The following is a 20410-nucleotide window of genomic DNA, read 5'->3' on the forward strand; positions in this document are numbered from 1 at the left end:
ACAAGGCCGGGCGTTTGCGTTGAAGCGCTACAGCAGGATCAGAACTCGTGATCCGCAGTGTCCGGGTTCAGGTTGGCAATACCCAGCTTGCCCGCGGCCTGCTCAATCGCCCCGGTCTGCTTGACCAGTGCGGCGATTGCGTCACGCACGACCTGGTTACCTGCAGCATTGTCGGCGGCGATCAGCTGGTCGTAGTGCTCGCCTTTGAGGGCATGGTCGACGATTACCTGAAGCTTGGCCTCGGTGGCTTCCAGGTCGGCCTTGAGGGTTGCATCGGCGGCTGGGTCAACCTTGGCGACCAGCGACGAAAGGCTAGGGCCGGTCAGCTTGGTGCCGTCCGGGCGGGTGTACTCGCCCAGGTAGACGTTGCGGATGCCCTTGGCGTCGTAGAAGTGCGAGTAGTGGGTGTTGTCGCTGAAGCAGTCCTGCTCGTCTTCCGGCGAGTTGGCTTCCAGCGAAACTTTCATGCGCTCACCCGCCAGTTCGCCCAGCGACAGGCTGCCCATGCCGAACAGCATCTTGCGCAGGCCGTCGTTGACAGGCTCGGCTTCCAGCTTGGCGCGGTAGTTGTCGGCGACGTTCGGTGCCCAGTTGCCGACCATCTCTTCGAGGTCGGTGACCAGCAGGTCGGTAACCGCTTTCAGGTAGGCACGGCGGCGGTCATTGTGGCCGCCAGTAGCGCCCTGGCCTTCCAGGTAGTCGGATGCCGGACGGTTGCCAGCGCCTGGGCCGGTACCGTTCAGGTCCTGGCCCCAGAGCAGGAACTCGATGGCGTGATAGCCCGTGGCAACGTTGGCTTCGGAGCCAGCCAGCTCGTTCAGGCCAGCCAGTTTTTCGGGGGTGATGTCCTTGACGTCGACCTTCTCTTCACCCACCTGGATCTCGGTGTTGGCAATGATGTTGGCGCTGGCCGCCGGGTTGCCCAAGGCGTGCTCGTAGCTCTTGTCGACATAGTCGATCAGGCCTTCGTCCAGGGGCCAGGCGTTCACCTGGCCTTCCCAGTCGTCGATGATGGTGTTGCCAAAGCGGAAGGCTTCGCTCTGCAGGTACGGTACGCGTGCGGCAAACCAGGCTTGCTTGGCGGCCTTCAGGGTTTCGTCGTTGGGCTTGGCCAGGAACGCGTCGACTGCGGTCTGCAGCGTCTTGGCAGTGCTCAGCGAGTCGCTGTACACGGCGTAGACCATGTCGGTGTAATGCTTGACCACGGCTTTGCCGGCTGCTTCGTCGACAGCGCCTGGCGCAGCAGCGGCGGTGGCAGCAGCAGGTGCCTGGGCTTGCGCCGCGGCGGCTTTTTCGTCCTTGCCTTCACCGCAACCGGCGAGGGCGATGGCAATGGCCAGCAGACTGGCGGAGGCCAGAGGCATTCGAATCATTATTGGTTTTCCTGCATCGTGTGGTTGGACCAAGGGGTGGACCGTGCGCCGTGGCACGCGAAACTACAACATCATGCGAAAGATTTGCATTTGCTGTAAAGGGGCGGGCGCGCAATTCGTGTAAATCCGGGTCACGGCCTGTAACCGGGCAGGTGGCCTCAGGAAACCGAAACCCGGCTGCGTTGCGCTTGTTTGAGGAAGTGAGTCAGTTCACGGGCCGAAAGCGGCTTGCTGTAGTGGTAGCCCTGGCCCTCGTGGCAACCCTGGGCAACGATGTAGGTTTCCTGTTCGGCGGTTTCCACGCCCTCGGCGATCACCTGCATCCCCAGGCTCTTGCCCAGCTGGATGATGGCGCGAACGATTGTGGCGTCGTCATCGTCGTCGAGCAGGTCCTGAACGAAGCTCTTGTCGATCTTGATCTTGTCCAGCGGCAGCGACTTCAGATAGCTGAGGGACGAGTAGCCAGTGCCGAAGTCGTCGATGGCAATCAGCGCCCCGGAGCGGCGCAGGCTCAACAGGTGCTGGGCGGCGGTACTGATGTCTTCCATCAGGCCGGTTTCAGTGACTTCCAGTTCCAGGCTGCGCGGTGGTAGGCGATAGGCTTGCAGCAGGTTGTTGACCACCCGTGGCAGCTCGCTGTGGTGCAGTTGCACGGTTGACAGGTTGACCGCCATGCGCAGGTCGCTGAAGCCCTGGTCGTGCCATTCGCGCAGTTGTCGGCAGGCCTGATCAAGTACCCATTCGCCGATGCTGATGATGCTGCCATTCTGCTCGGCCAAGGGGATGAACTGGTCGGGTGGCACCATGCCCAGTTCCGGGTGCTGCCAGCGCAGCAGGGCCTCTACGCCAACCACGCGGTGGTCGCGGTAACTGATCTGTGGCTGGTACACCAGGTACAACTGGTTGCGCGGCAGGGCTTCACGCAGGTCCTTTTCCAGTTCGCGACGGCGACGCATCTCGCTGTCGACGCTGGCGATATAGAACTGGTAGCGGTTGCGCGAACGGACTTTGGCCAGGGTCATGGTCTGTTCGGCTTTTTGCAGCAGTTTTTCGGTGCTGTCGCCGTCTTCGGGGAACAGGGTGATGCCGATGGTCGCGCGCAGGCGGATTTGCTCGTGGTCGAGGTCGAACGCCACTTCCAGGTCGTCGAGGATGCTCTGCGCCAGTTCGGCAGCCTCGTAGGGCTGCTCGATATTGGCCTGTACCAGGGCGAACTGGTCACCGCCCAGCCGCGCCAGGGCGCCCAGGCGGCCACTGTGGGCGCGTAGCCGGTCGGCCAGGGCCAGCAGCAACTGGTCACCGACCTGGTAGCTGAATTGTTCGTTGATGCCCTTGAAGTCGTCCAGGCCTAAGCACAGCACTGCCACGCGGTGCTGCAGGCGGCCGCCGTCGATGAGGATCTTGTCCAGTTGCTGCTGCAGTTGCTGGCGGTTGGGCAGGCCGGTGAGGAAATCATACTGGGCCATGCGTTGCAGGCTGTTTTCCGCTTCGTGGCGCAGATGGGTGTTGCGTTCGATCGAGGCCAGCAACTGGTTGGCGGTGTTCACCCACAGGCCCAGTTCGTTTTTCTCGTGGCCCTTGAGCAGCGGTATCTGGTGCTGGCTGGGGCGGTCAGGGTTGATCTGGGTGAGATGCTCGATGATCTTCGACAGCGGTTTGGTCAGCAGCCAGTGGTAGACCAGGTACAGCACCAGGCCCATTGCCATGGCCCGCAGTACGCCGGAAATGAAGATGATCACCGCGTTGATCAGGAAATCTTTACCGTAGGACGAGGTGTCGAGGGTAATGCTGAGGTCGCCGTAGTATTCGCTGTAAGGGCCACGACCGACCAGTTGCGTAGTGTAGGTGCGTTCCTGGCCGAGGATGAGGTCGGTGAGCCAGCGCATGGACATGTCCTGCAGCGGGCGGGACTTTTCTGCCAGCATGGTTTCGTTGGGATGGCCAATGGAGGCCATGCGCACTGACTCGTCCTGGAACAGGCCTTCGATGACCTGCATGCCCATTTCACGGTCGAGGCTGTACACCGCCTGGGTCGAAGGGTCGCGGAACATGTCGAGGATGCGCTGGGCATCATTGTTCACGGCTTGGCGGGTCTTGTAGGTGTCGTAGATGATTTGCGCACAGCTGAGCACGACGCCGACCGCCAGCGCCGACAGCAGCACGACCCTGAGCAACTTGACCGACAAGCTGTTCCGCAATTCCAGCTTCAATGGGGTTTCCTTAATCCATGCGCATGGCATCATTTTGCCATCAACGATGACGATACACTACCGGCCGACCATTAGCAGTGTATCGGTTGCCTGACCCCGCAACTTGAATGCGCTGTATCAATCTTCCAGAGGTTTGATGTTAGCGTGGTATGCGGGCTGAGCAAGCAAAACCGTGGCAGCCTCCTTGCGGGCAATACAGGCACAAAAAAACCCGGCACATGGCCGGGTTTCTTGATCAAGGCTGAATGGCTCAGGCCTTGAAGGTCTTGCCTTCGAACTGCTCGGCAACGAAGGCCCAGTTGACCAGGTTCCAGAACGCCTCGACGTACTTCGGACGCAGGTTGCGGTAGTCGATGTAGTAGGCGTGTTCCCAGACGTCGCAGGTCAGCAGCGGGGTGTCGCCGCTGGTCAGTGGGCAGCCGGCGCCGATGGTGCTGGCCAGGGCCAGGGAACCGTCAGCTTTCTTCACCAGCCAGCCCCAGCCGGAACCGAAGGTGCCAACCGAAGTCTTGGTGAACTCTTCCTTGAATTTGTCGAAGGAACCGAAAGCGGCGTTGATGGCGTCAGCCAGTGCACCGGTCGGCTGGCCGCCGCCGTTTGGCGACAGGCAGTTCCAGTAGAAGGTGTGGTTCCAGACTTGAGCGGCGTTGTTGAAGATGCCGCCCGAAGAGCTCTTGACGATCTCTTCCAGGGTCTTGCCTTCGAATTCGGTGCCTGGGACCAGGTTGTTCAGGTTCACGACATAGGTGTTGTGGTGCTTGTCGTGGTGATACTCCAGGGTTTCCTTGGAGATGTGCGGCTGCAGGGCATCGTGGGCGTACGGCAGCGGCGGCAATTCAAAAGCCATGGTGGATCTCCTGATTCAGGTCTGTTTGCGGTTTGCGCAAGGCCGATCACGGGCGGCCCGATAAGCGTCGGCGAGTCTGTACTCTTTGCGACGCAAGCGCTGGATCATAGCACCGGGCCCGGCGCATAACCACGCAACAAACATAGGGAATAGAGGTTCCGGAGGGGTTGGGCTGAGCCGACCGGCGGCTCGCCCTTGCGCCGGTGTCAAATGTGAGACCGAATGCCGCTCGATCTTGCAGTCGATGAATATGGCGCGCCAAACCCCGAGGTCAGTTGAAGATCAGTTGCGCAGCCACTGCAAACATCATCACTGCCACCATCAGGTCGAGCATCCGCCAGGTCGCCGGCCGCGCCAGCCACGGTGCCAGCCAGGCCGCGCCAATGGCCAGGGTCGAGAACCACAGCAGCGAAGCGCTGGCCGCACCGGCCACGTAGGCGCCAGGGGCGGACTGTTGGGCGCCCAGCGAGCCGATCAGCAACACGGTGTCGAGGTACACGTGCGGGTTCAGCAGGGTCACCGCCAGGGCGCTGAGCAGCACGGCGCGACGGGAACGGACGCCCTGGCCCTGCTGGTGCTGCAGGCTCTGCTTGGAGCAGGCGCTGCGCAGCGCCTTGGCGCCGTACCAGATCAGGAACACCGCGCCGCCCCAGCGGGCAATTGCCAGCAAGGTCGGGTTGTGCGCCAGCACGGTGGCCAGGCCGAACACCCCGGCGGCTACGAGGATGGCATCACAGACGATGCACAGCGCTGCCACCGGCAGATGATGCTCACGGCGCAGGCTCTGGGCGAGGACGAAGGCGTTCTGGGCGCCGATGGCCATGATCAGGCCGAAGGCCACCAGCATGCCATTGAGATAGCTTTGCCACATGGCAGGGCTCTCCAAAAAGGGTCACGGAAGATGCTGGCCATTGTGATGTTCGGCGCTGTATAAGAAAAACAAATAAAGCTGATCACCCATTAGGAAAATCGATGTTCGACTACAAACTGCTGGCTGCCCTTGCGGCAGTGATCGAACAAGGCGGTTTCGAGCGTGCAGCTCAGGTATTGGGCTTGTCGCAGTCGGCCATTTCCCAGCGCATCAAGTTGCTTGAGGCGCGGGTCGGCCAGCCGGTCCTGGTACGTGCCACGCCGCCCGGCACGACCGAAGTCGGCCGCCAGCTACTCAACCATGTGCAGCAGGTGCGCCTGCTCGAGCGCGACCTGCAGCGCCAGGTACCGGCGCTGGACGAAGAGGGCATGCCGGAGCGCCTGCGCATCGCCCTCAACGCCGATAGCCTGGCCACCTGGTGGGCTGGCGCGGTGGGCAACTTCTGCGCACAACAGAACGTGCTGACCGAGCTGGTGGTAGAGGACCAGGAAGTGGGGCTTAAACGCATGCGTGCCGGCGAGGTGGCAGCCTGCCTGTGTGGGAGTGAGCGACCGGTAGCCGGAGCACGCAGTTTGCCACTGGGGGCCATGCGCTACCGGGCGCTGGCCAGTCCCGTGTTCATGGCGCGGCACTTCCCCCAAGGTTTTGTCGCCAGCCGCCTGGCCCGTACCCCGGCGATCGTGTACGGCCCGGACGATTTCCTGCAGCACCGCTACCTGGCATCGCTGGGCATGGAGGGTGGTTTTCTGCACCACCTGTGCCCTTCATCCGAAGGCTTCCTGCGTATGACAGAGGCAGGATTGGGGTGGGGCCTGGTGCCCGAACTGCAGGCCCGGGAGCAATTGGCCAGTGGGCAATTGGTGGAAATCTGTCGCGATACCCCCATCGATGTGCCGCTGTACTGGCATCATTGGCGCAATGGCGGGCAATTGCTTGCGCAACTGACTGACCACTTGCGGCACACCGCACAGCACTGGCTGGTGCCCTTGTAGTCATGGCTAGCGTCAGTTGCATCTGAAATCTGGCAAGACGGAGTGTTACATGCGAATTCTGGTCACCGGCGCGAGTGGCTTCATTGGCGGGCGCTTTGCGCGTTTCGCTCTGGAGCAAGGCCTGGACGTGCGTGTCAGCGGCCGCCGTGCCGAAGGGGTCGAGCACCTGGTCAAGCGTGGCGCACAGTTCATCCCGGGCGATCTGGGGGACGCCGAGTTGGCCCGGCGTTTGTGTCAGGGTGTCGAAGCCGTGGTGCACTGCGCTGGCGCGGTGGGTAACTGGGGACGCTATCAGGAGTTCTACCAGGGCAACGTGGTGGTTACCGAAAACGTGGTCGAGGGCTGCCTGAAAGAGCATGTACGGCGCCTGGTGCACCTGTCTTCGCCGTCGATCTATTTCAATGGCCGTTCGCGTCTGGACATCCGTGAAGACCAGGTGCCGCGTCGCTTTCACGATCACTATGGGCAAACCAAGTACCTGGCCGAGCAGAAAGTGTTCGGTGCCCAGGAGTTCGGTCTGGAAGTGCTGGCGCTGCGCCCGCGCTTCGTCACCGGCGCTGGCGATGCCAGTATCTTTCCGCGGCTGATGCAAATGCAGCGCAAAGGGCGTGTGGCGATCATCGGCAACGGCCTGAACAAGGTCGATTTCACCAGTGTGCACAACCTCAACGAGGCGCTGCTAAGTGCATTGTTCGCTGATGATCGGGCGCTGGGCCAGGCTTACAACATAAGCAACGGTCAGCCACTGCCGCTGTGGGACGTGGTCAACTACGTGATGCGCCAGATGCAGCTTCCCCAGGTGACCCGCTACCGTTCCTATGGCCTTGCCTATAGCCTGGCCGCCCTGAACGAGGCGGCCTGCATGTTATGGCCAGGGCGCCCGCAACCGACCTTGTCGCGCCTGGGGATGCAGGTGATGAGCCGTGATTTCACCCTGGATATCAGCCGTGCCCGGCAGTATCTGGACTACCAGCCCAAGGTCAGCCTGTGGACGGCGGTGGATGAGTTCTGCAGCTGGTGGAAGCATTTGCCGCCCGGCTGACAATGGTCATCAATGCGCCGCGCTGGCGGTTTATACTCGTGCCTCTATGTGACTTCGGCGGTTGAATGTATCCATGCGTAACCATGTTCACGATGACTTTGATGACGTGCCAACTTTGCGGGCGGGAACGGTTGATGATGACGAACTGATGCCGGCGCATGTGATGCGCAGCCGCCAGAAAGCCGCCCGCGGGGCCAGCACGGCGCCGTTGTGGGCGTTGATCGGAGCCTCCTTCATCGCGTTGGCGGGCCTGGGCTGGTGGAGTTTCCAGCAGATCTCGCTGATGGAGCAGCAACTGGTGGCCACCCAGGAAAGCTTTGCCCGCATCAGTGAGGAGGCGGCTGGCCGCCTTCAGGCGATCAGTGGCAAGGTGGCGGCCACCGAGTCAGGCGCCACTACCAGCACTGAGGCATTGAAGCTACAGCTGCGCCAGTTGCAGAAGGGTGTTGCCGGTCAGACCGGCGACCTGGGCAAGCGTCTGGAGCAGGTGCTGGCCGATACGCGAGAACAGCAGAAGGCCGTGACCGAGCTGCAAAGCCAGTTGCAGGCGCAGTTGAAGCTGGTGAATGGCGAGCTGGCGGCGTTGCGTTCGGGTCAGGTCGATGGTGGCAAGCTGGATGCCCAGTTAAAGAGCCTGAACGAGCAGGTTGCCGCGCTGAAGGCTGCACAGGTTGATGGCGGCAAGCTGGACGGCCAGCTCAAGAGTTTGGGTGGCGAGGTGGCAGCACTGAAGAAGCAGGGCAACCCGAGTGCGGCTATCCAGAGCCTGGAGCAGGACATGGTCGTGCTCAAGAGCCAGATCGACAACCGCCCGGCTGCGGCGTCCTCCAGTGGTGCTTCGGTGAAGGAGTTCGATGCCTTCCGGGCGCAGATGACGCGTAACCTGAACACGCTGCAAAGCCAGATTCAGAACCTGCAGCAACAGATCAACGCTCGTCCGTGACATCAGCTGAGCCTTATTCGCAGGCACGCCCGCTCTCACAGGATCAAGAACAGCTTTCAAGCTTTTCGCTGTACCGGTGGGAGCGGGCGTGCCCGCGAACGGCTCTCGATCACAACCGCGGATAATCGATGTAACCCACCGGCCCCTTGCCATAGAAAGTTTCGGGATGTGCCTCGTTCAACGGCGCATCGGCTGCCAGCCGTGCCGGCAGGTCGGGGTTGGCGATGAACGGCACACCAAACGCCACGGCATCTGCTTTGCCACTGGCCAGGGCGGAATTGGCACTGGCCTTGTCGAAACGCTCGTTGACAATGTACGGGCCACCGAATGCCTCTTTGATCAGCGGCCCGATGCTGTCATCGGCTTCCCGCTCCCGCGAGCAGATAAAGGCGATGCCGCGCTTGCCCAGCTCTCGGGCCACATAGGTGAAGGTCTCGGCGCGGTCGGCGTCGCCCATGTCATGGGCGTCGGCACGCGGTGCCAGGTGCACACCTACGCGCTGCGCGCCCCACACTTCAATGGCCGCATCGGTCACCTCCAGCAGCAGGCGCGCGCGGTTCTCCAGCGAGCCGCCGTAACGGTCGGTGCGCTGGTTGGTGCTGCTTTGCAGGAACTGGTCGAGCAGGTAACCGTTGGCGCCATGGATCTCCACACCATCAAAACCGGCAGCCTTGGCATTTTCGGCACCGCTGCGGTAGGCCTCGACGATGTCGCTGATTTCTTCGGTTTCCAGTGCTCGTGGGGTGGGGTAGTCACTCAGTGGGCGCACCAGGCTCACATGGCCCTTGGGTTGGATCGCGCTGGGGGCTACAGGCAGTTCGCCATTCAGATAGCTGGGGTGGGAGATTCGGCCCACGTGCCACAGCTGCAGGAAGATGCGTCCGCCTGCGGCATGTACGGCCTTTGTCACATTGTTCCAGCCACGGACCTGTTCATCGTTCCAGATGCCGGGGGTATCTGGGTAGCCGACGCCCATGGGGCTGACCGAAGTGGCCTCGCTGAGGATCAGCCCGGCGCTGGCACGCTGTACGTAGTATTCGGCCATCAGCGCATTGGGCACGCGGCCTTCATCGGCGCGGCAGCGGGTGAGCGGGGCCATGATGATACGGTTGGGCAGTTGCAGGTCGCCCAGTTTGATTGGATCGAAAAGCGTGGTCATAGCGGTTACCTGCCTTGTCAAAGTGCTTGGCGCAGTTGTTCGAGGAACGCCTGGATGGTGGCTTCGTCGCGTTTGAAAAAGTGCCATTGGCCAATCTTCTGGCTGCTGATAAGCCCGGCGCGCTGCAACGTGGCCAGGTGGGCAGAGACCGTCGACTGCGACAGGCCGCAGCGCTGGTCGATTTGCCCGGCACACACACCGTTTTCGGTGCTGTGGTACTGGTCTGGGAACTGGGTTGCCGGGTCTTTCAGCCAGCTGAGAATTTCTCGCCTGACCGGGTGGGCCAGTGCTTTTATGATTTCGTCGAGATCGAGTGGCATGGTTTGAGGCTCGCTGTAGCGGTATATCGCGATAGGACGAAATATAATTCGCTGAATTCCGATATACAAATACGAAGGCGTTCTGAGCTGAGCACGAATCGATATATCGCGTTATAACGATATGCTGGGTGGCGATGCTAGACTGCGCTCATGAACTACCTCGCACACTTGCACCTGGGCGGCCCGGCGCCGCAACAACTGCTTGGCAGCCTTTATGGCGACTTTGTCAAAGGCTCGTTGGAAGGGCGCTTTCCGCCTGCGCTGGAGGCGGCCATCCGGCTGCACCGGCATATCGACAGTTACACCGACCAGCACCCGTTGGTGCTAGCGGCTCTGGCACGTTTTCCGCGCGAGCGGCGGCGCTTTGCCGGCATCGTTCTGGACGTGTTTTTCGACCATTGCCTGGCACGGCATTGGAGCCACTACGCCGAACAGCCGCTGGAGCAGTTCACTGGCGCGTTTTATCGGGTACTGCTGGCAGAGCCCGAGCTGCCTGGGCGGTTGGCGCGGATTGCGCCTTTCATGGCAGCGGATGACTGGCTAGGGGCGTATGGCGATTTTGCCACCTTGGAGCAGGTGTTCAACGGCATTGCCCGGCGCTTGTCACGGCCTGAGGGGATGGCCGGGGTGATGGTGGAACTGGAGCGACTGTATGAGCCGCTGCTGGCGGATTTTCGCGAGTTCTACCCGCAGCTGCAGGCGTTTGCGGCGGTAGGGCGGAGGTCTGACAGTTAGAGGTGTGTGGGTGATACTGGCCCCTTCGCGGGTAAACCCGGTCCTACGGGCAATGCGCTCGGTGTAGGAGCGGGTTCACCCGCGAAAGAGCCAGAACAGGCAGTACACGCATTCAGGCAGCCCGCGCCTGTCGACGTGGCGCCATCTCCACGTCTTCAACCCCAAACAGCGCCAGGTGAATCGCCTGTTGCGCCTGCAATGCCAGCACCGCACGTTCCTTGCCCACGCTACCGATAGGCTGCAGCAGGTGGATGCATACCTCGCCCCGCGGCAGGGCAAACAGGCGTATCAGGTGCGACACCAGGTCGTCTTCCCCAATGAACGGCGCTGCCGGGTCGATCTGGTCATCACGCAGGTACTGGATAGCGACTGGCTGCACTGCCACGCCACGGTCGATGGCACCTGCCAGCAGGCGGCCATGAAAGGTGCGCAACGTGCGGCCGCTGGTAGTGGTGCCTTCGGGGAATATCAGCAGCGGGCGGGCCAGACCCAGTTGCCCGGCGATCTGTTCGCGCAGGCGCTGGCTGTCGCCACCACCACGGCGAATGAACAGCGTGCCGGCCTTTTCCGCCAACCAGCCGGCCACCGGCCAATGGCGAACTTCGGCCTTGGACAGGAAAGACAGCGGCGTGAGCATGCCAAGCAGGGGTATGTCGGTCCAGGAAACATGGTTGCTGACCCACAGCATCGGCCGCTGTGGAAGTTCGCCAACTACCTTCACGTCGAAGGGTAGGGCGGCGACCAGGCGCTTCATGAACAGGCAGGTCCAGCGCTGGCGCCGTTCGATCGGCGCCTTGAAGCCCAAGCGTTCTCCCAAGGCGATGATGCTGGCCATCAGCATGCCCTGCGTCAGCACCAGCAGCAGTCGGATGAGGCGGGCCAGTACCCGCAACTTCGGCATCAGACCGCCGCCTTGAAGTGGCGGGCGTAGCGTGGGCACAGCTCGTCGCGTTTTAGCAGGATGAACACGTCAGCCACCTGGAAATCCTCGTCCCAGCATGGCTCGCCGCAAATCTTCGCGCCCAGGCGCATGTAAGCCTTGAGCAGCGGTGGCATTTCGGCAATGACGTTGTTGGGCAGGGCCAGTTTCGGCAGCGGCTTCTTCGGCTCGGCTCGCAGGTGTTCGGTGCACAGGTAGCGCTCACGCAGGCGCTGCATCACTGCATGGGCCTGTACGCCGCCGTCCTGCATGGGGATGCTGGCGCAGCCCATCAGATAGCTGTAGCGGCCCTCGTTGAGCACCTCGGCCAGTTCACCCCAGAGCACGGCGATGGTGCCGCCGTTGCGGTAGTCGGGGGCCACGCAGGTCCGGCCCAGCTCGAGGATCGGGCCTTGCAGCTGCAACAGGCCGTGCAGGCTGAACTCTTCTTCGCTGTAGAAGCGGCCCAGGCTGCTGGCGGCCTGATGATCGAGCAGGCGGGTGGTGGCAACCAGTTCGCCGGTGCTCAGGTCGCGTACACCAATGTGGCGGCAGTGCACGTCGTAGTCGTCCATGTCCAGGCCTTGCTCGGCACCTTTGAGCTTGGCCTTGAATTCTGCGCTGAATACTCTGTAGCGCAAGGCTTGGGCTTCTTGCAGCGCCGCGGCGCCAACCAGGCGTTCGGCTTGCAGACGGCGTTCAGTGCTGTAGTCGCCAGCGGTAGCGATCCGAGTCATTACGAGTCTCCATAAGCCAGCCAAGAAGGGTTGCGGCCGGTCGGCTTTGTTGTGCAAAGTCAGCCTAGGTAGACCCAGTGTCACCCCTGTGAATCTTTGGTGATGCTTGCGTGACACACCCTGAGCCTTAACTGAAAGCCCTCCAGCAAGGAGCTGTGCCATGGCCTGGTTGCAACGACTCAACGATCCGCTTCGCCTCGCGCCGACAGGCACCCTGGGCGAAACCTACGCCGCGCTGCTTGAGCGCCTCGGCCCGGTTGCCCCGTTCGAACTGGCGGTACTGGGCGGGCGTGCAATGGCCACCCCGGGCCTGGCCTTCCTGGTGGGTTACCAGGCTGCCCTTCGCGTGCTGTGGCCCAGTGCGCCGCACAGCCTTGGCGCCTTGTGTGCCACCGAGCGGCGCAGCGTGCGGCCGGCAGACATGCACACACGGCTGGATGCTCTGCGGCTGTCGGGTTGCAAAGACTTCGTTACTGCTGGCCTGGAGGCGGAGTGGTTGCTGGTGGCTGCGCGTAGCGAAGCGGCTGGCGCTGCGCCGCAACTGAGCCTGGCGGTGGTTTACCCCGGGGAGCCGGGGGTGACACTGGAGCCATTGCCAACTCTGCCGCTGATGCCGGAAGTCGGCCATGGCCGATTGCTGCTGGAGCAGGCATCGTGCGAGTTGCTGGCCGGTGACGGTTGGGATGCCTATGTGAAGCCGTTCCGTTCGCTGGAGGATTTGTATGTGCTCACGGCGCTGACCGCTTGGTTATATGGCGTGGGGCAAGAGTGCGCCTGGCCGCAGGGGCTGCGCCTGCAGTTGCTCGGCCTGTTGGCCGGCTGTGCCGAGGGTAGCCGCCAGTGTGCCGATAGCATGGGTTGTCACTTGTTGCTGGGCGGGTTGTTTGCGCAGTTCCAGGCGTTGCGGGGGGAGATAGATGCGGCGTTGGCGACAGGGCCGGTACATTGGGCGCAAATCTGGCAGCGTGACCAGGGGGTGATGGCGCTGGCGGCGTCGGCGCGGGAGAAGCGGCTGAACAAGGCTTGGGTTGCTGCGGGCTTGTCATGAATGGCTGACAGGTATGTATGAGCCGATGAGTTGCGGCGTGGTACCTGTGGAAGCGGGTTTACGTGCAAAGAGGCCGGTGAAGGCATCGGAAAACCTGAAAGGCATTTCCTTTTATCGCGCTTGATCCCCGCAAATCCCGGCCGTTGACGTATCATTGGCCGCCTGACGGCAACCCCTCCAGGATCGCTTGCGCATGCTCGCCCTTCTTATCCAGACCCTGAACATCACGGCGCCGGTATTCGCCATGCTGTTCATGGGCGTCCTGCTCAAACGCGTACACTTGATCGACGACAACTTCAACCGTGTCGCCTCGCAGCTGGTGTTCAACGTCTGCATGCCGGCGCTGCTGTTCCTCGGCATCTACCACGCCGACCTGGCCGCAGCGGTCAAGCCCGGTGTCCTCCTGTATTTCATCTTCGCCACCCTGGCCGGTTTCGGCATTGCCTGGGGCATGGCCATCTGGCGCAGCCCGATGGCCGACCGGGGCATCTATACCCAGGGCGCCTTCCGCGGCAACAACGGTGTGATCGGCCTGGCCCTGGCCGCCAGCCTGTACGGTGACTATGGCATTTCCCTGGGGGCGGTGCTCGCAGGCCTGGTCATCCTCATGTACAACTCGCTGTCAGCGGTAGTACTGGCGGTGTACAGTCCGGACCTCAAGTCCGATCCGTGGAGTATCTGCAAGAGCATTTTCAGCAACCCGCTGATCATCAGCGTGCTGGTGGCCGCACCGATGGCTTACGGTCAGGTGCCGCTGCCTAACTGGTTGCTGACCTCGGGCGACTACCTGGCACAGATGACCCTGCCGCTGGCGCTGATCTGTATCGGTGGCACGCTGTCACTGGCAGCGCTGCGTAACTGTGGCCGGCTGGCCATCGATGCCAGCCTCGTGAAAATGCTCTGGCTGCCGCTGCTCGGCACCCTTGGGGCCTGGTTTTGCGGGTTTCGCGGGGCGGACCTGGGCATCCTGTTCCTGTACATGGGCAGCCCGACCGCTGCAGCCAGCTACGTGATGGCGCGGGCGGCCAACGGCAATCATGAACTGGCCGCGTCGATCATCGTGATTACCACGCTAATGGCGGCGATCACCACCAACATTGGTATTTTCATCTTGCAGTGGGGCGGATGGATCTAGATCCTTGACTGCAAATAACAGCAACAACACTGCCTCACTGAGCTAAAGGACACTTCATGCAAGACCAGAGCACGCCCGAGCGGTTACAGCGCGGGCTGAAGAATCGCCATATCCAGCTGATCGCGCTGGGCGGGGCCATCGGTACCGGCTTGTTCCTGGGCATTGCCCAGACCATTCAGTTGGCCGGCCCCTCCGTGTTGCTGGGCTACGCCATCGCCGGCCTGATGGCCTTCCTGATCATGCGCCAGCTGGGCGAAATGGTGGTGGAAGAGCCGGTCGCCGGCAGCTTCAGCCACTTCGCCCACCAATACTGGAGCGAGTTTGCCGGCTTTGTCTCAGGCTGGAATTACTGGGTGGTGTACGTGCTGGTCGGCATGGCCGAGCTGACGGCGGTAGGTATCTACGTGCAGTACTGGTGGCCGGACTTCCCCACCTGGGCCACGGCGGCGATCTTCTTCGTGGTGATCAACCTGATCAACCTGACCCAGGTAAAGGTCTATGGCGAGATGGAGTTCTGGTTCGCCCTGGTCAAGGTGGTTGCGATCGTCAGCATGATCGGCTTTGGTGCCTGGTTGCTGGGCAGCGGTCATGGTGGCCCGGATGCCAGCGTGGCCAACCTGTGGCAGTACGGCGGCTTCTTCCCTAACGGCGTCACTGGTCTGGTAATGGCCCTGGCGGTGATCATGTTCTCGTTCGGTGGCCTGGAGCTGGTCGGCATCACGGCTGCCGAGGCTGACAACCCGCGCCAGAGCATCCCCAAGGCCACCAACCAGGTGGTGTACCGCATCCTGATTTTCTACATCGGTGCCTTGGCAGTGCTGTTGTCGCTGTACCCTTGGCAGAAGGTGGTGCAGGGCGGCAGCCCGTTCGTGATGATCTTCCACGAACTGGACAGCGACCTGGTGGCGACCATCCTCAATATCGTGGTGTTGACGGCTGCGCTCTCGGTGTACAACAGCTGTGTGTACGCCAATAGCCGTATGCTGTTCGGCCTGGCTAGCCAGGGCGATGCGCCGCGTCAGTTGCTGAAGGTAAGCCGTAGCGGTGTGCCGCTGACCGCGCTGGGCGTCTCGGCCTTTGCGACCGGCCTGTGCGTGCTGATCAACTACCTGATGCCGGGTGGGGCCTTTGGCTTGCTGATGGCGTTGGCGGTGTCTGCGCTGGTAATCAACTGGGCGAGCATCAGTATCACCCACCTGAAGTTCCGCAAGGCCAAGTTGGCTGCCGGGATCACCCCTTTCTACAAAAGCCTGGGGCACCCACTGACCAACTACCTGTGCCTGGCATTCATTGTGCTGATCCTGGTGGTGATGTACCTGACGCCGCCAATTCGCATCTCGGTAATGCTGATCCCGGCATGGATCGCTGTGCTGTGGCTCGCCTTCAAGATGAAGAAGGCGCGCCAGGCCAAGGGCTGATCGGGTTTGTTCGTAAGGGGTATGCCGTTAGGTTTTCGGCGTCTGTGAGATCGAGCGCCGCCCGCGCGGCGCTCGATCTCACAGGCGATGAAAGCCTAAAGGCATGCGTCTGGCGGCCCTGACGCGTGCCACTTCCATGCCCCTCAATGCTGCCTCCGCCAGGCACGCACGGTGGTGTACAGCAGCACTGTGGCGAGCACCGGCAGTACATAGAACAGCATCAATCGCTCCAGGCGGCCAGCCAGCGGCATACCCATGGTAAAAGCCGCCACATGAAGGCCGTAGGCCAGGTACAGGCAAAGAAACACCAGGCCTTCGGCGCGAGTGATGCGGTAACCGGAATAGAACACTGGCAGGCTCAGTACGGCAACGCCGAGCATTACAGGCAGATCGAAAGACAGCGCGTTAGGCGAAATCGACAGTGGCTCCGGGGTGATCAGTGCGGTCAGGCCCAATACGGCCAGCAGGTTGAACAGGTTGCTGCCGATCACCGTGCCCACCGCGATCTCCCGTTCGCCACGCAAGGCGGCGATCAGCGCAGCGGCCAGTTCCGGCAGGGAGGTGCAGATGGCAACCACCGTCAGGCCGATGATGCGCTCGGACAGGCCCAGGTCGGTGGCCACCTCGATGGCAGCTTCCAGTAACAAGTGGCCCGCCAGGCTCAGCAGGCCAAGGCCGACCAGTACCTGCAGCAGCGTACCTGCCCAGAAGCGCCCGGCACCTGACCTGGCGGCGTCCGGGGCAGGGTAGGTGCGTGCGTAGTGGCGCGACTGGTGCCAGAGCATGGCCAGGTAACCGGCCAGCCCAAGCAATAACAGTGCCCCTTCAACCCTGCCCAGGCGGGCATTGGCGGACAGTGCATACACCAGCCCGCTGGCGACGATCATCAATGGAATGTCCAGGCGCACCAGCTGGCGTGACACCCGCAGCGGGATGATCAGTGCGGCCAGGCCGAGAATGACCAGTACGTTGAAGATGTTGCTGCCTATCACGCTGCCTACTGCCACATCCGGCGCGCCCTGGTAGGCAGCCTGGAGGCTGACGGTCAATTGTGGCGCGGTGCTGCCGAAGGCCACCAGGCTCAGGCCTATGATCAGCGGACGAACATGCAGGCGTTGCGCCAGGCGCAAAGCGGAGCGCACCAGTAACTCGGCGCCGCCGACCAGCAACAGCAGGGCAACGCCCATTTGCAGCAGGCTAAAAGTGGGAAGGGTGGCCAGGTCGAAAATGGTCGGACTCCTGTCGCGTCAGTCGCTAAGCCCTTGTACCCGCACGCGCGCTGTTCCGCTACGGAGCATGCCGATTTTTTCTGCTGCTGCGCGAGACAGGTCGATCAGGCGGCCGCGGGTGTGCGGGCCACGGTCGTTGATACGTACCACCACACTGCGCTGGTTGGCCATGTTGGTGACCAGTACACGCGTGCCGAAAGGCAGGCTGCGGTGGGCGGCGGTAAGGCCGTGCTGGTTGAACGGTTCGCCACTGGCGGTGCGTTTACCGTGGTGGCGCGACCCGTAGTAGGAAGCGGTGCCCGTTTGGTCGTAACCGCGGGGGTCGATGTCATGGCTGGCGCAGCCGGCCAGGAAAGAAAACAGGGCGAGGGTGCCGAGGGATCGTTTTAGCAAGTCAGGTGCTCTCCGGTGCGGCCATTCGCGGGTAAACCCGCTCCTACAGGTGAAGCGCGGGCTTGTGTAGGAGCGGCTTCAGCCGCGAACGAGGGCGAAGCCCTCGCAGCATTACAGGGGGAAAATCATCACCCTTCGAGCTTGGCCTTGAGCAATTGGTTCACCTGCCCCGGGTTGGCCTTGCCTTTGGAGGCTTTCATGGCCTGGCCGACGAAGAAGCCGAACATCTTGCCGCGCTTGGCCTCATCGGCTGCACGATACTGTTCGACCTGCTCGGCATTGGCTGCCAGCATTTCGTCGAGCATCTTGTCGATCGCCCCGGTGTCGGTAACCTGTTTCAGGCCTTTGCTCTCGATGATGCTGTCAGCATCGCCTTCACCGGCGGCCATGGCCTCGAACACGGTCTTGGCAATCTTGCCGCTGATGGTGTTGTCACGAATGCGCAGCAGCATGCCGCCCAGCTGCGCGGCGCTGACCGGCGCCTGATCGATTTCGACACCCAGCTTGTTCAGCAGGCTGCCCAGTTCGACCATGACCCAGTTGGCCGCCAGCTTGGCATCCCCCCCGATCTTCACCACTTCTTCGAAGTAGTCTGCCTGTTCGCGGCTGGAAGCCAATACGTTGGCGTCGTAGGCCGACAGGCCGTACTGGCTCTGGAAACGCTCGACCTTCTGTGGGGGCAGTTCCGGCAGGCCGGCGCGGATGGTTTCGAGGAAGCTGTCCTCGATGACCACCGGCAGCAGGTCCGGATCGGGGAAGTAACGGTAGTCGTTAGCTTCCTCTTTGCTGCGCATGGAGCGGGTTTCGTCACGGTTCGGGTCGTACAGGCGGGTCTCCTGCACCACTTTGCCACCGTCTTCGATCAGGTCGATCTGGCGCTGGATTTCGCTGTTGATCGCGCGCTCGATGAAGCGGAACGAGTTGACGTTCTTGATTTCGCAGCGAGTGCCGAACTCGGTCTGGCCTTTCGGGCGGATCGATACGTTGCAGTCGCAGCGCAGCGAACCTTCGGCCATGTTGCCGTCGCAGATGCCCAGGTAGCGCACCAGCGCGTGGATCGCCTTGACGTAGGCGACGGCTTCCTTGGCGCTGCGCATGTCAGGCTCGGAGACGATTTCCAGCAGCGGGGTGCCGGCACGGTTCAGGTCGATACCGGTGGAACCGCTGAAGTCTTCGTGCAGGCTCTTGCCGGCGTCCTCTTCAAGGTGCGCGCGAGTTACGCCGATGCGCTTGATGGTGCCGTCTTCCAGCGCGATGTCCAGGTGGCCCTTGCCGACGATCGGCAGGTCCATCTGGCTGATCTGGTAGCCCTTGGGCAGGTCCGGGTAGAAGTAGTTTTTTCGTGCGAACACGTTGCGCTTGCCGATCTCGGCATCGATGGCCAGGCCGAACATGCACGCCATGCGCACGGCTTCCTCGTTCAGCACCGGCAGTACACCGGGCATGCCCAGGTCAACCAGGCTGGCCTGAGTATTCGGCTCGGAGCCAAAGGTGGTAGCGCTGCCGGAGAAGATCTTCGACTGGGTGGCGAGCTGAGTGTGAATTTCCAGCCCGATCACAACTTCCCATTGCATGTGTGAATTCCTCAGAAGCCGTTGGGGGCGCGGGTGTGCCAGTCGGTCACCTGCTGGTAGCGGTGCGCGACGTTAAGCAGGCGGCCTTCCTGGAAGTACGGCGCCAGCAGCTGCACGCCGACCGGCAGGCCGTCGACGAAGCCCGCAGGCATCGACAGGCCTGGCAGGCCCGCCAGGTTGGCGGTGATGGTGTAGACGTCTTCGAGATACGCGGCAACCGGGTCGCTGCTCTTGGCGCCAAGCTTCCAGGCCGGGTTTGGCGTGGTCGGGCCGAGAATCAGGTCGACATCGTTGAAGGCGGCCATGAAGTCGTTCTTGATCAGGCGGCGGATTTGCTGCGCCTTCACGTAGTAGGCGTCGTAGTAACCGGCCGACAGGGCGTAGGTCCCGACCATGATGCGGCGCTGTACTTCAGCGCCGAAGCCTTCGCCGCGTGAGCGCTTGTACAGGTCGGTGAGGTCTTTGGGCTCTTCGCAGCGGTAGCCGAAGCGTACGCCGTCGAAACGCGACAGGTTGGAAGAGGCTTCAGCCGGGGCGATCACGTAGTAGGCCGGAATGGCATGCTGCATGTTCGGCAGGCTGATTTCCTTGACCACTGCACCGAGCTTTTCCAGCTCTTTGACGCTGGCCTGGACCAGGTCGGCGATGCGGGGGTCGAGGCCGGCGCCGAAGTACTCTTTCGGCAGGCCGATGCGCAGGCCCTGCAACGAAGCGTTCAGGCTGGCGCTGTAGTCCGGCACCGGTTCTTCGATGCTGGTGGAATCCTTGGCATCAAAGCCGGCCATGCCTTGCAGCAGCAGCGCGCAGTCCTCGGCGGTGCGGGCCAGCGGGCCGCCTTGGTCGAGGCTGGAGGCGTAGGCGATCATGCCCCAGCGTGACACACGACCGTACGTTGGCTTGAGGCCGGTGAGGTTGGTCAGTGCCGCGGGTTGGCGGATCGAGCCGCCGGTGTCGGTGCCCGTGGTGGCGGGCAGCAGGCGCGCGGCTACTGCAGCGGCCGAACCACCGGACGAGCCGCCCGGAACGTGCTCAAGGTTCCATGGGTTTTTCACCGCGCCGTAATGGCTGGATTCGTTGGCCGAACCCATGGCGAACTCGTCCATGTTGGTCTTGCCCAGGGTGACCATGCCGGCTTCGGCCAGCTTGGCGACCACCGTGGCGTCATAGGGCGCCTTGAAGTTGTCGAGCATCTTCGAGCCGCAGCTGGTGCGTACGCCGTTGGTGCAGAACAGGTCTTTGTGGGCGATCGGTGCACCCAGCAGCGCGCCGGTTTCGCCAGCGGCGCGCCGGGCATCGGCGGCACGCGCCTGGCCCAGGGCCAGGTCGTCGGTGATGCTGATGAAGCTGTTGATCTGTGGGTCGAGCTGTTTGATGCGCGCCAGCAGCGCGCCAGTCAGCTCTTCGGAAGAAAACGATTTGTCGGCGAGTCCGCGGGCGATCTCGGCCAGGGTCAATTGATGCATGG

19 protein-coding genes are annotated in these 20410 nt (G+C 62.4%); 7 read left to right on the forward strand and 12 right to left on the reverse strand.

What is annotated here, in order from left to right; genetic code table 11:
• Nucleotides 1-38: 38 nt before the first annotated feature.
• From QCL51_RS04380 to QCL51_RS04395, 4 genes are all read right to left on the reverse strand, one after another.
• A complete protein-coding gene (locus QCL51_RS04380) occupies nt 39-1373 on the reverse strand; it encodes an imelysin family protein (RefSeq protein ID WP_021781827.1) in 1335 nt (444 codons plus the stop codon).
• Nucleotides 1374-1531: 158 nt separating this feature from the next.
• Nucleotides 1532-3583, reverse strand: coding sequence for a GGDEF domain-containing phosphodiesterase (locus QCL51_RS04385; protein ID WP_021781828.1), 2052 nt, complete (start codon nt 3581-3583; stop codon nt 1532-1534).
• Between the two features lie 250 nt (nt 3584-3833).
• Nucleotides 3834-4430 carry a Fe-Mn family superoxide dismutase gene (locus tag QCL51_RS04390; RefSeq protein WP_003255187.1) on the reverse strand — a complete coding sequence of 199 codons (597 nt, stop codon included), beginning with the start codon at nt 4428-4430 and terminating at the stop codon, nt 3834-3836.
• Nucleotides 4431-4701: 271 nt separating this feature from the next.
• Nucleotides 4702-5301 (reverse strand): LysE/ArgO family amino acid transporter, encoded by a 600-nt coding sequence (locus QCL51_RS04395; protein WP_003255185.1) that lies wholly within the window; start codon nt 5299-5301, stop codon nt 4702-4704.
• 101 nt (nt 5302-5402) lie between these two features.
• Here QCL51_RS04395 and QCL51_RS04400 point away from each other — a divergent pair, with 101 nt between their 5' ends.
• The 3 genes from QCL51_RS04400 (at nt 5403) to QCL51_RS04410 (ending at nt 8278) form a co-directional block, all read left to right on the forward strand.
• A complete protein-coding gene (locus QCL51_RS04400) occupies nt 5403-6293 on the forward strand; it encodes a LysR family transcriptional regulator ArgP (RefSeq protein ID WP_021781829.1) in 891 nt (296 codons plus the stop codon).
• Nucleotides 6294-6342: 49 nt separating this feature from the next.
• Nucleotides 6343-7335 carry an NAD(P)-dependent oxidoreductase gene (locus tag QCL51_RS04405; RefSeq protein ID WP_021781830.1) on the forward strand — a complete coding sequence of 331 codons (993 nt, stop codon included), beginning with the start codon at nt 6343-6345 and terminating at the stop codon, nt 7333-7335.
• Nucleotides 7336-7408: 73 nt separating this feature from the next.
• Nucleotides 7409-8278 carry a hypothetical protein gene (locus tag QCL51_RS04410; RefSeq protein WP_021781831.1) on the forward strand — a complete coding sequence of 290 codons (870 nt, stop codon included), beginning with the start codon at nt 7409-7411 and terminating at the stop codon, nt 8276-8278.
• A 109-nt stretch (nt 8279-8387) separates the two neighbouring features.
• On the opposite strand, the gene QCL51_RS04415 is transcribed toward QCL51_RS04410, so the two are convergent.
• Together QCL51_RS04415 and QCL51_RS04420 are read right to left on the reverse strand one after the other, a co-directional pair.
• Nucleotides 8388-9437, reverse strand: coding sequence for an alkene reductase (locus QCL51_RS04415; protein ID WP_103463221.1), 1050 nt, complete (start codon nt 9435-9437; stop codon nt 8388-8390).
• A 17-nt stretch (nt 9438-9454) separates the two neighbouring features.
• On the reverse strand, nt 9455-9757 hold the full coding sequence (locus QCL51_RS04420; RefSeq protein ID WP_003255178.1) for a helix-turn-helix transcriptional regulator: 303 nt from the start codon (nt 9755-9757) through the stop codon (nt 9455-9457).
• 150 nt (nt 9758-9907) lie between these two features.
• On the opposite strand from QCL51_RS04420, the gene QCL51_RS04425 reads away from it, so the two are divergent.
• Nucleotides 9908-10492, forward strand: a complete 585-nt coding sequence (locus QCL51_RS04425) for an ACP phosphodiesterase (protein WP_021781833.1) — start codon at nt 9908-9910, stop codon at nt 10490-10492.
• Between the two features lie 112 nt (nt 10493-10604).
• Here QCL51_RS04425 and QCL51_RS04430 read toward each other — a convergent pair whose 3' ends face one another.
• Together QCL51_RS04430 and olsB are read right to left on the reverse strand one after the other, a co-directional pair.
• Nucleotides 10605-11393, reverse strand: coding sequence for a lysophospholipid acyltransferase family protein (locus tag QCL51_RS04430; RefSeq protein WP_021781834.1), 789 nt, complete (start codon nt 11391-11393; stop codon nt 10605-10607).
• On the reverse strand, nt 11393-12148 hold the full coding sequence (gene olsB / locus QCL51_RS04435; protein ID WP_103443533.1) for an L-ornithine N(alpha)-acyltransferase: 756 nt from the start codon (nt 12146-12148) through the stop codon (nt 11393-11395). The genes QCL51_RS04430 and olsB overlap by 1 nt, the downstream gene beginning before the upstream one ends.
• Before the next feature lie 160 nt (nt 12149-12308).
• Between olsB and QCL51_RS04440 the strand changes: the two genes are divergently transcribed.
• The 3 genes from QCL51_RS04440 (at nt 12309) to QCL51_RS04450 (ending at nt 15749) form a co-directional block, all read left to right on the forward strand.
• Complete coding sequence (locus QCL51_RS04440; protein WP_021781836.1) at nt 12309-13196, forward strand: hypothetical protein; 888 nt, start codon at nt 12309-12311, stop codon at nt 13194-13196.
• 193 nt (nt 13197-13389) lie between these two features.
• Nucleotides 13390-14331 (forward strand): AEC family transporter, encoded by a 942-nt coding sequence (locus QCL51_RS04445; RefSeq protein ID WP_103443534.1) that lies wholly within the window; start codon nt 13390-13392, stop codon nt 14329-14331.
• A 56-nt stretch (nt 14332-14387) separates the two neighbouring features.
• On the forward strand, nt 14388-15749 hold the full coding sequence (locus tag QCL51_RS04450; RefSeq protein WP_103443535.1) for an amino acid permease: 1362 nt from the start codon (nt 14388-14390) through the stop codon (nt 15747-15749).
• Between the two features lie 143 nt (nt 15750-15892).
• Here QCL51_RS04450 and QCL51_RS04455 read toward each other — a convergent pair whose 3' ends face one another.
• The 4 genes from QCL51_RS04455 to gatA all read right to left on the reverse strand — a co-directional run bounded on the left by QCL51_RS04455 (nt 15893) and on the right by gatA (nt 20408).
• Nucleotides 15893-16936 carry a calcium/sodium antiporter gene (locus QCL51_RS04455; RefSeq protein ID WP_021781839.1) on the reverse strand — a complete coding sequence of 348 codons (1044 nt, stop codon included), beginning with the start codon at nt 16934-16936 and terminating at the stop codon, nt 15893-15895.
• Nucleotides 16937-16996: 60 nt separating this feature from the next.
• On the reverse strand, nt 16997-17371 hold the full coding sequence (locus QCL51_RS04460) for a septal ring lytic transglycosylase RlpA family protein (RefSeq protein ID WP_012270637.1): 375 nt from the start codon (nt 17369-17371) through the stop codon (nt 16997-16999).
• Between the two features lie 128 nt (nt 17372-17499).
• Complete coding sequence (gene gatB / locus QCL51_RS04465; protein ID WP_021781840.1) at nt 17500-18945, reverse strand: Asp-tRNA(Asn)/Glu-tRNA(Gln) amidotransferase subunit GatB; 1446 nt, start codon at nt 18943-18945, stop codon at nt 17500-17502.
• An 11-nt stretch (nt 18946-18956) separates the two neighbouring features.
• Complete coding sequence (gene gatA / locus QCL51_RS04470) at nt 18957-20408, reverse strand: Asp-tRNA(Asn)/Glu-tRNA(Gln) amidotransferase subunit GatA (RefSeq protein WP_021781841.1); 1452 nt, start codon at nt 20406-20408, stop codon at nt 18957-18959.
• Between the last annotated feature and the right edge of the window lie 2 nt (nt 20409-20410).

The organism is Pseudomonas sp. LTR0, from assembly GCF_036630035.1.
Lineage (GTDB): Bacteria > Pseudomonadota > Gammaproteobacteria > Pseudomonadales > Pseudomonadaceae > Aquipseudomonas > Aquipseudomonas putida_Y.

What these genes read in the sequence shown, in the direction of transcription:
- QCL51_RS04445 (WP_103443534.1), top strand. Translation starts at nt 13,390, where the DNA reads ATGCTCGCCCTTCTTATCCAGACCCTGAACATCACGGCGCCGGTATTC.
- QCL51_RS04405 (WP_021781830.1), top strand. Translation starts at nt 6,343, where the DNA reads ATGCGAATTCTGGTCACCGGCGCGAGTGGCTTCATTGGCGGGCGCTTT.
- QCL51_RS04415 (WP_103463221.1), bottom strand. Translation starts at nt 9,437, where the DNA reads ATGACCACGCTTTTCGATCCAATCAAACTGGGCGACCTGCAACTGCCC.
- QCL51_RS04440 (WP_021781836.1), top strand. Translation starts at nt 12,309, where the DNA reads ATGGCCTGGTTGCAACGACTCAACGATCCGCTTCGCCTCGCGCCGACA.
- QCL51_RS04420 (WP_003255178.1), bottom strand. Translation starts at nt 9,757, where the DNA reads ATGCCACTCGATCTCGACGAAATCATAAAAGCACTGGCCCACCCGGTC.
- olsB (WP_103443533.1), bottom strand. Translation starts at nt 12,148, where the DNA reads ATGACTCGGATCGCTACCGCTGGCGACTACAGCACTGAACGCCGTCTG.
- QCL51_RS04410 (WP_021781831.1), top strand. Translation starts at nt 7,409, where the DNA reads ATGCGTAACCATGTTCACGATGACTTTGATGACGTGCCAACTTTGCGG.
- gatA (WP_021781841.1), bottom strand. Translation starts at nt 20,408, where the DNA reads ATGCATCAATTGACCCTGGCCGAGATCGCCCGCGGACTCGCCGACAAA.
- QCL51_RS04395 (WP_003255185.1), bottom strand. Translation starts at nt 5,301, where the DNA reads ATGTGGCAAAGCTATCTCAATGGCATGCTGGTGGCCTTCGGCCTGATC.
- gatB (WP_021781840.1), bottom strand. Translation starts at nt 18,945, where the DNA reads ATGCAATGGGAAGTTGTGATCGGGCTGGAAATTCACACTCAGCTCGCC.
- QCL51_RS04450 (WP_103443535.1), top strand. Translation starts at nt 14,388, where the DNA reads ATGCAAGACCAGAGCACGCCCGAGCGGTTACAGCGCGGGCTGAAGAAT.
- QCL51_RS04425 (WP_021781833.1), top strand. Translation starts at nt 9,908, where the DNA reads ATGAACTACCTCGCACACTTGCACCTGGGCGGCCCGGCGCCGCAACAA.
- QCL51_RS04430 (WP_021781834.1), bottom strand. Translation starts at nt 11,393, where the DNA reads ATGCCGAAGTTGCGGGTACTGGCCCGCCTCATCCGACTGCTGCTGGTG.
- QCL51_RS04400 (WP_021781829.1), top strand. Translation starts at nt 5,403, where the DNA reads ATGTTCGACTACAAACTGCTGGCTGCCCTTGCGGCAGTGATCGAACAA.
- QCL51_RS04455 (WP_021781839.1), bottom strand. Translation starts at nt 16,936, where the DNA reads ATGGGCGTTGCCCTGCTGTTGCTGGTCGGCGGCGCCGAGTTACTGGTG.
- QCL51_RS04380 (WP_021781827.1), bottom strand. Translation starts at nt 1,373, where the DNA reads ATGATTCGAATGCCTCTGGCCTCCGCCAGTCTGCTGGCCATTGCCATC.
- QCL51_RS04390 (WP_003255187.1), bottom strand. Translation starts at nt 4,430, where the DNA reads ATGGCTTTTGAATTGCCGCCGCTGCCGTACGCCCACGATGCCCTGCAG.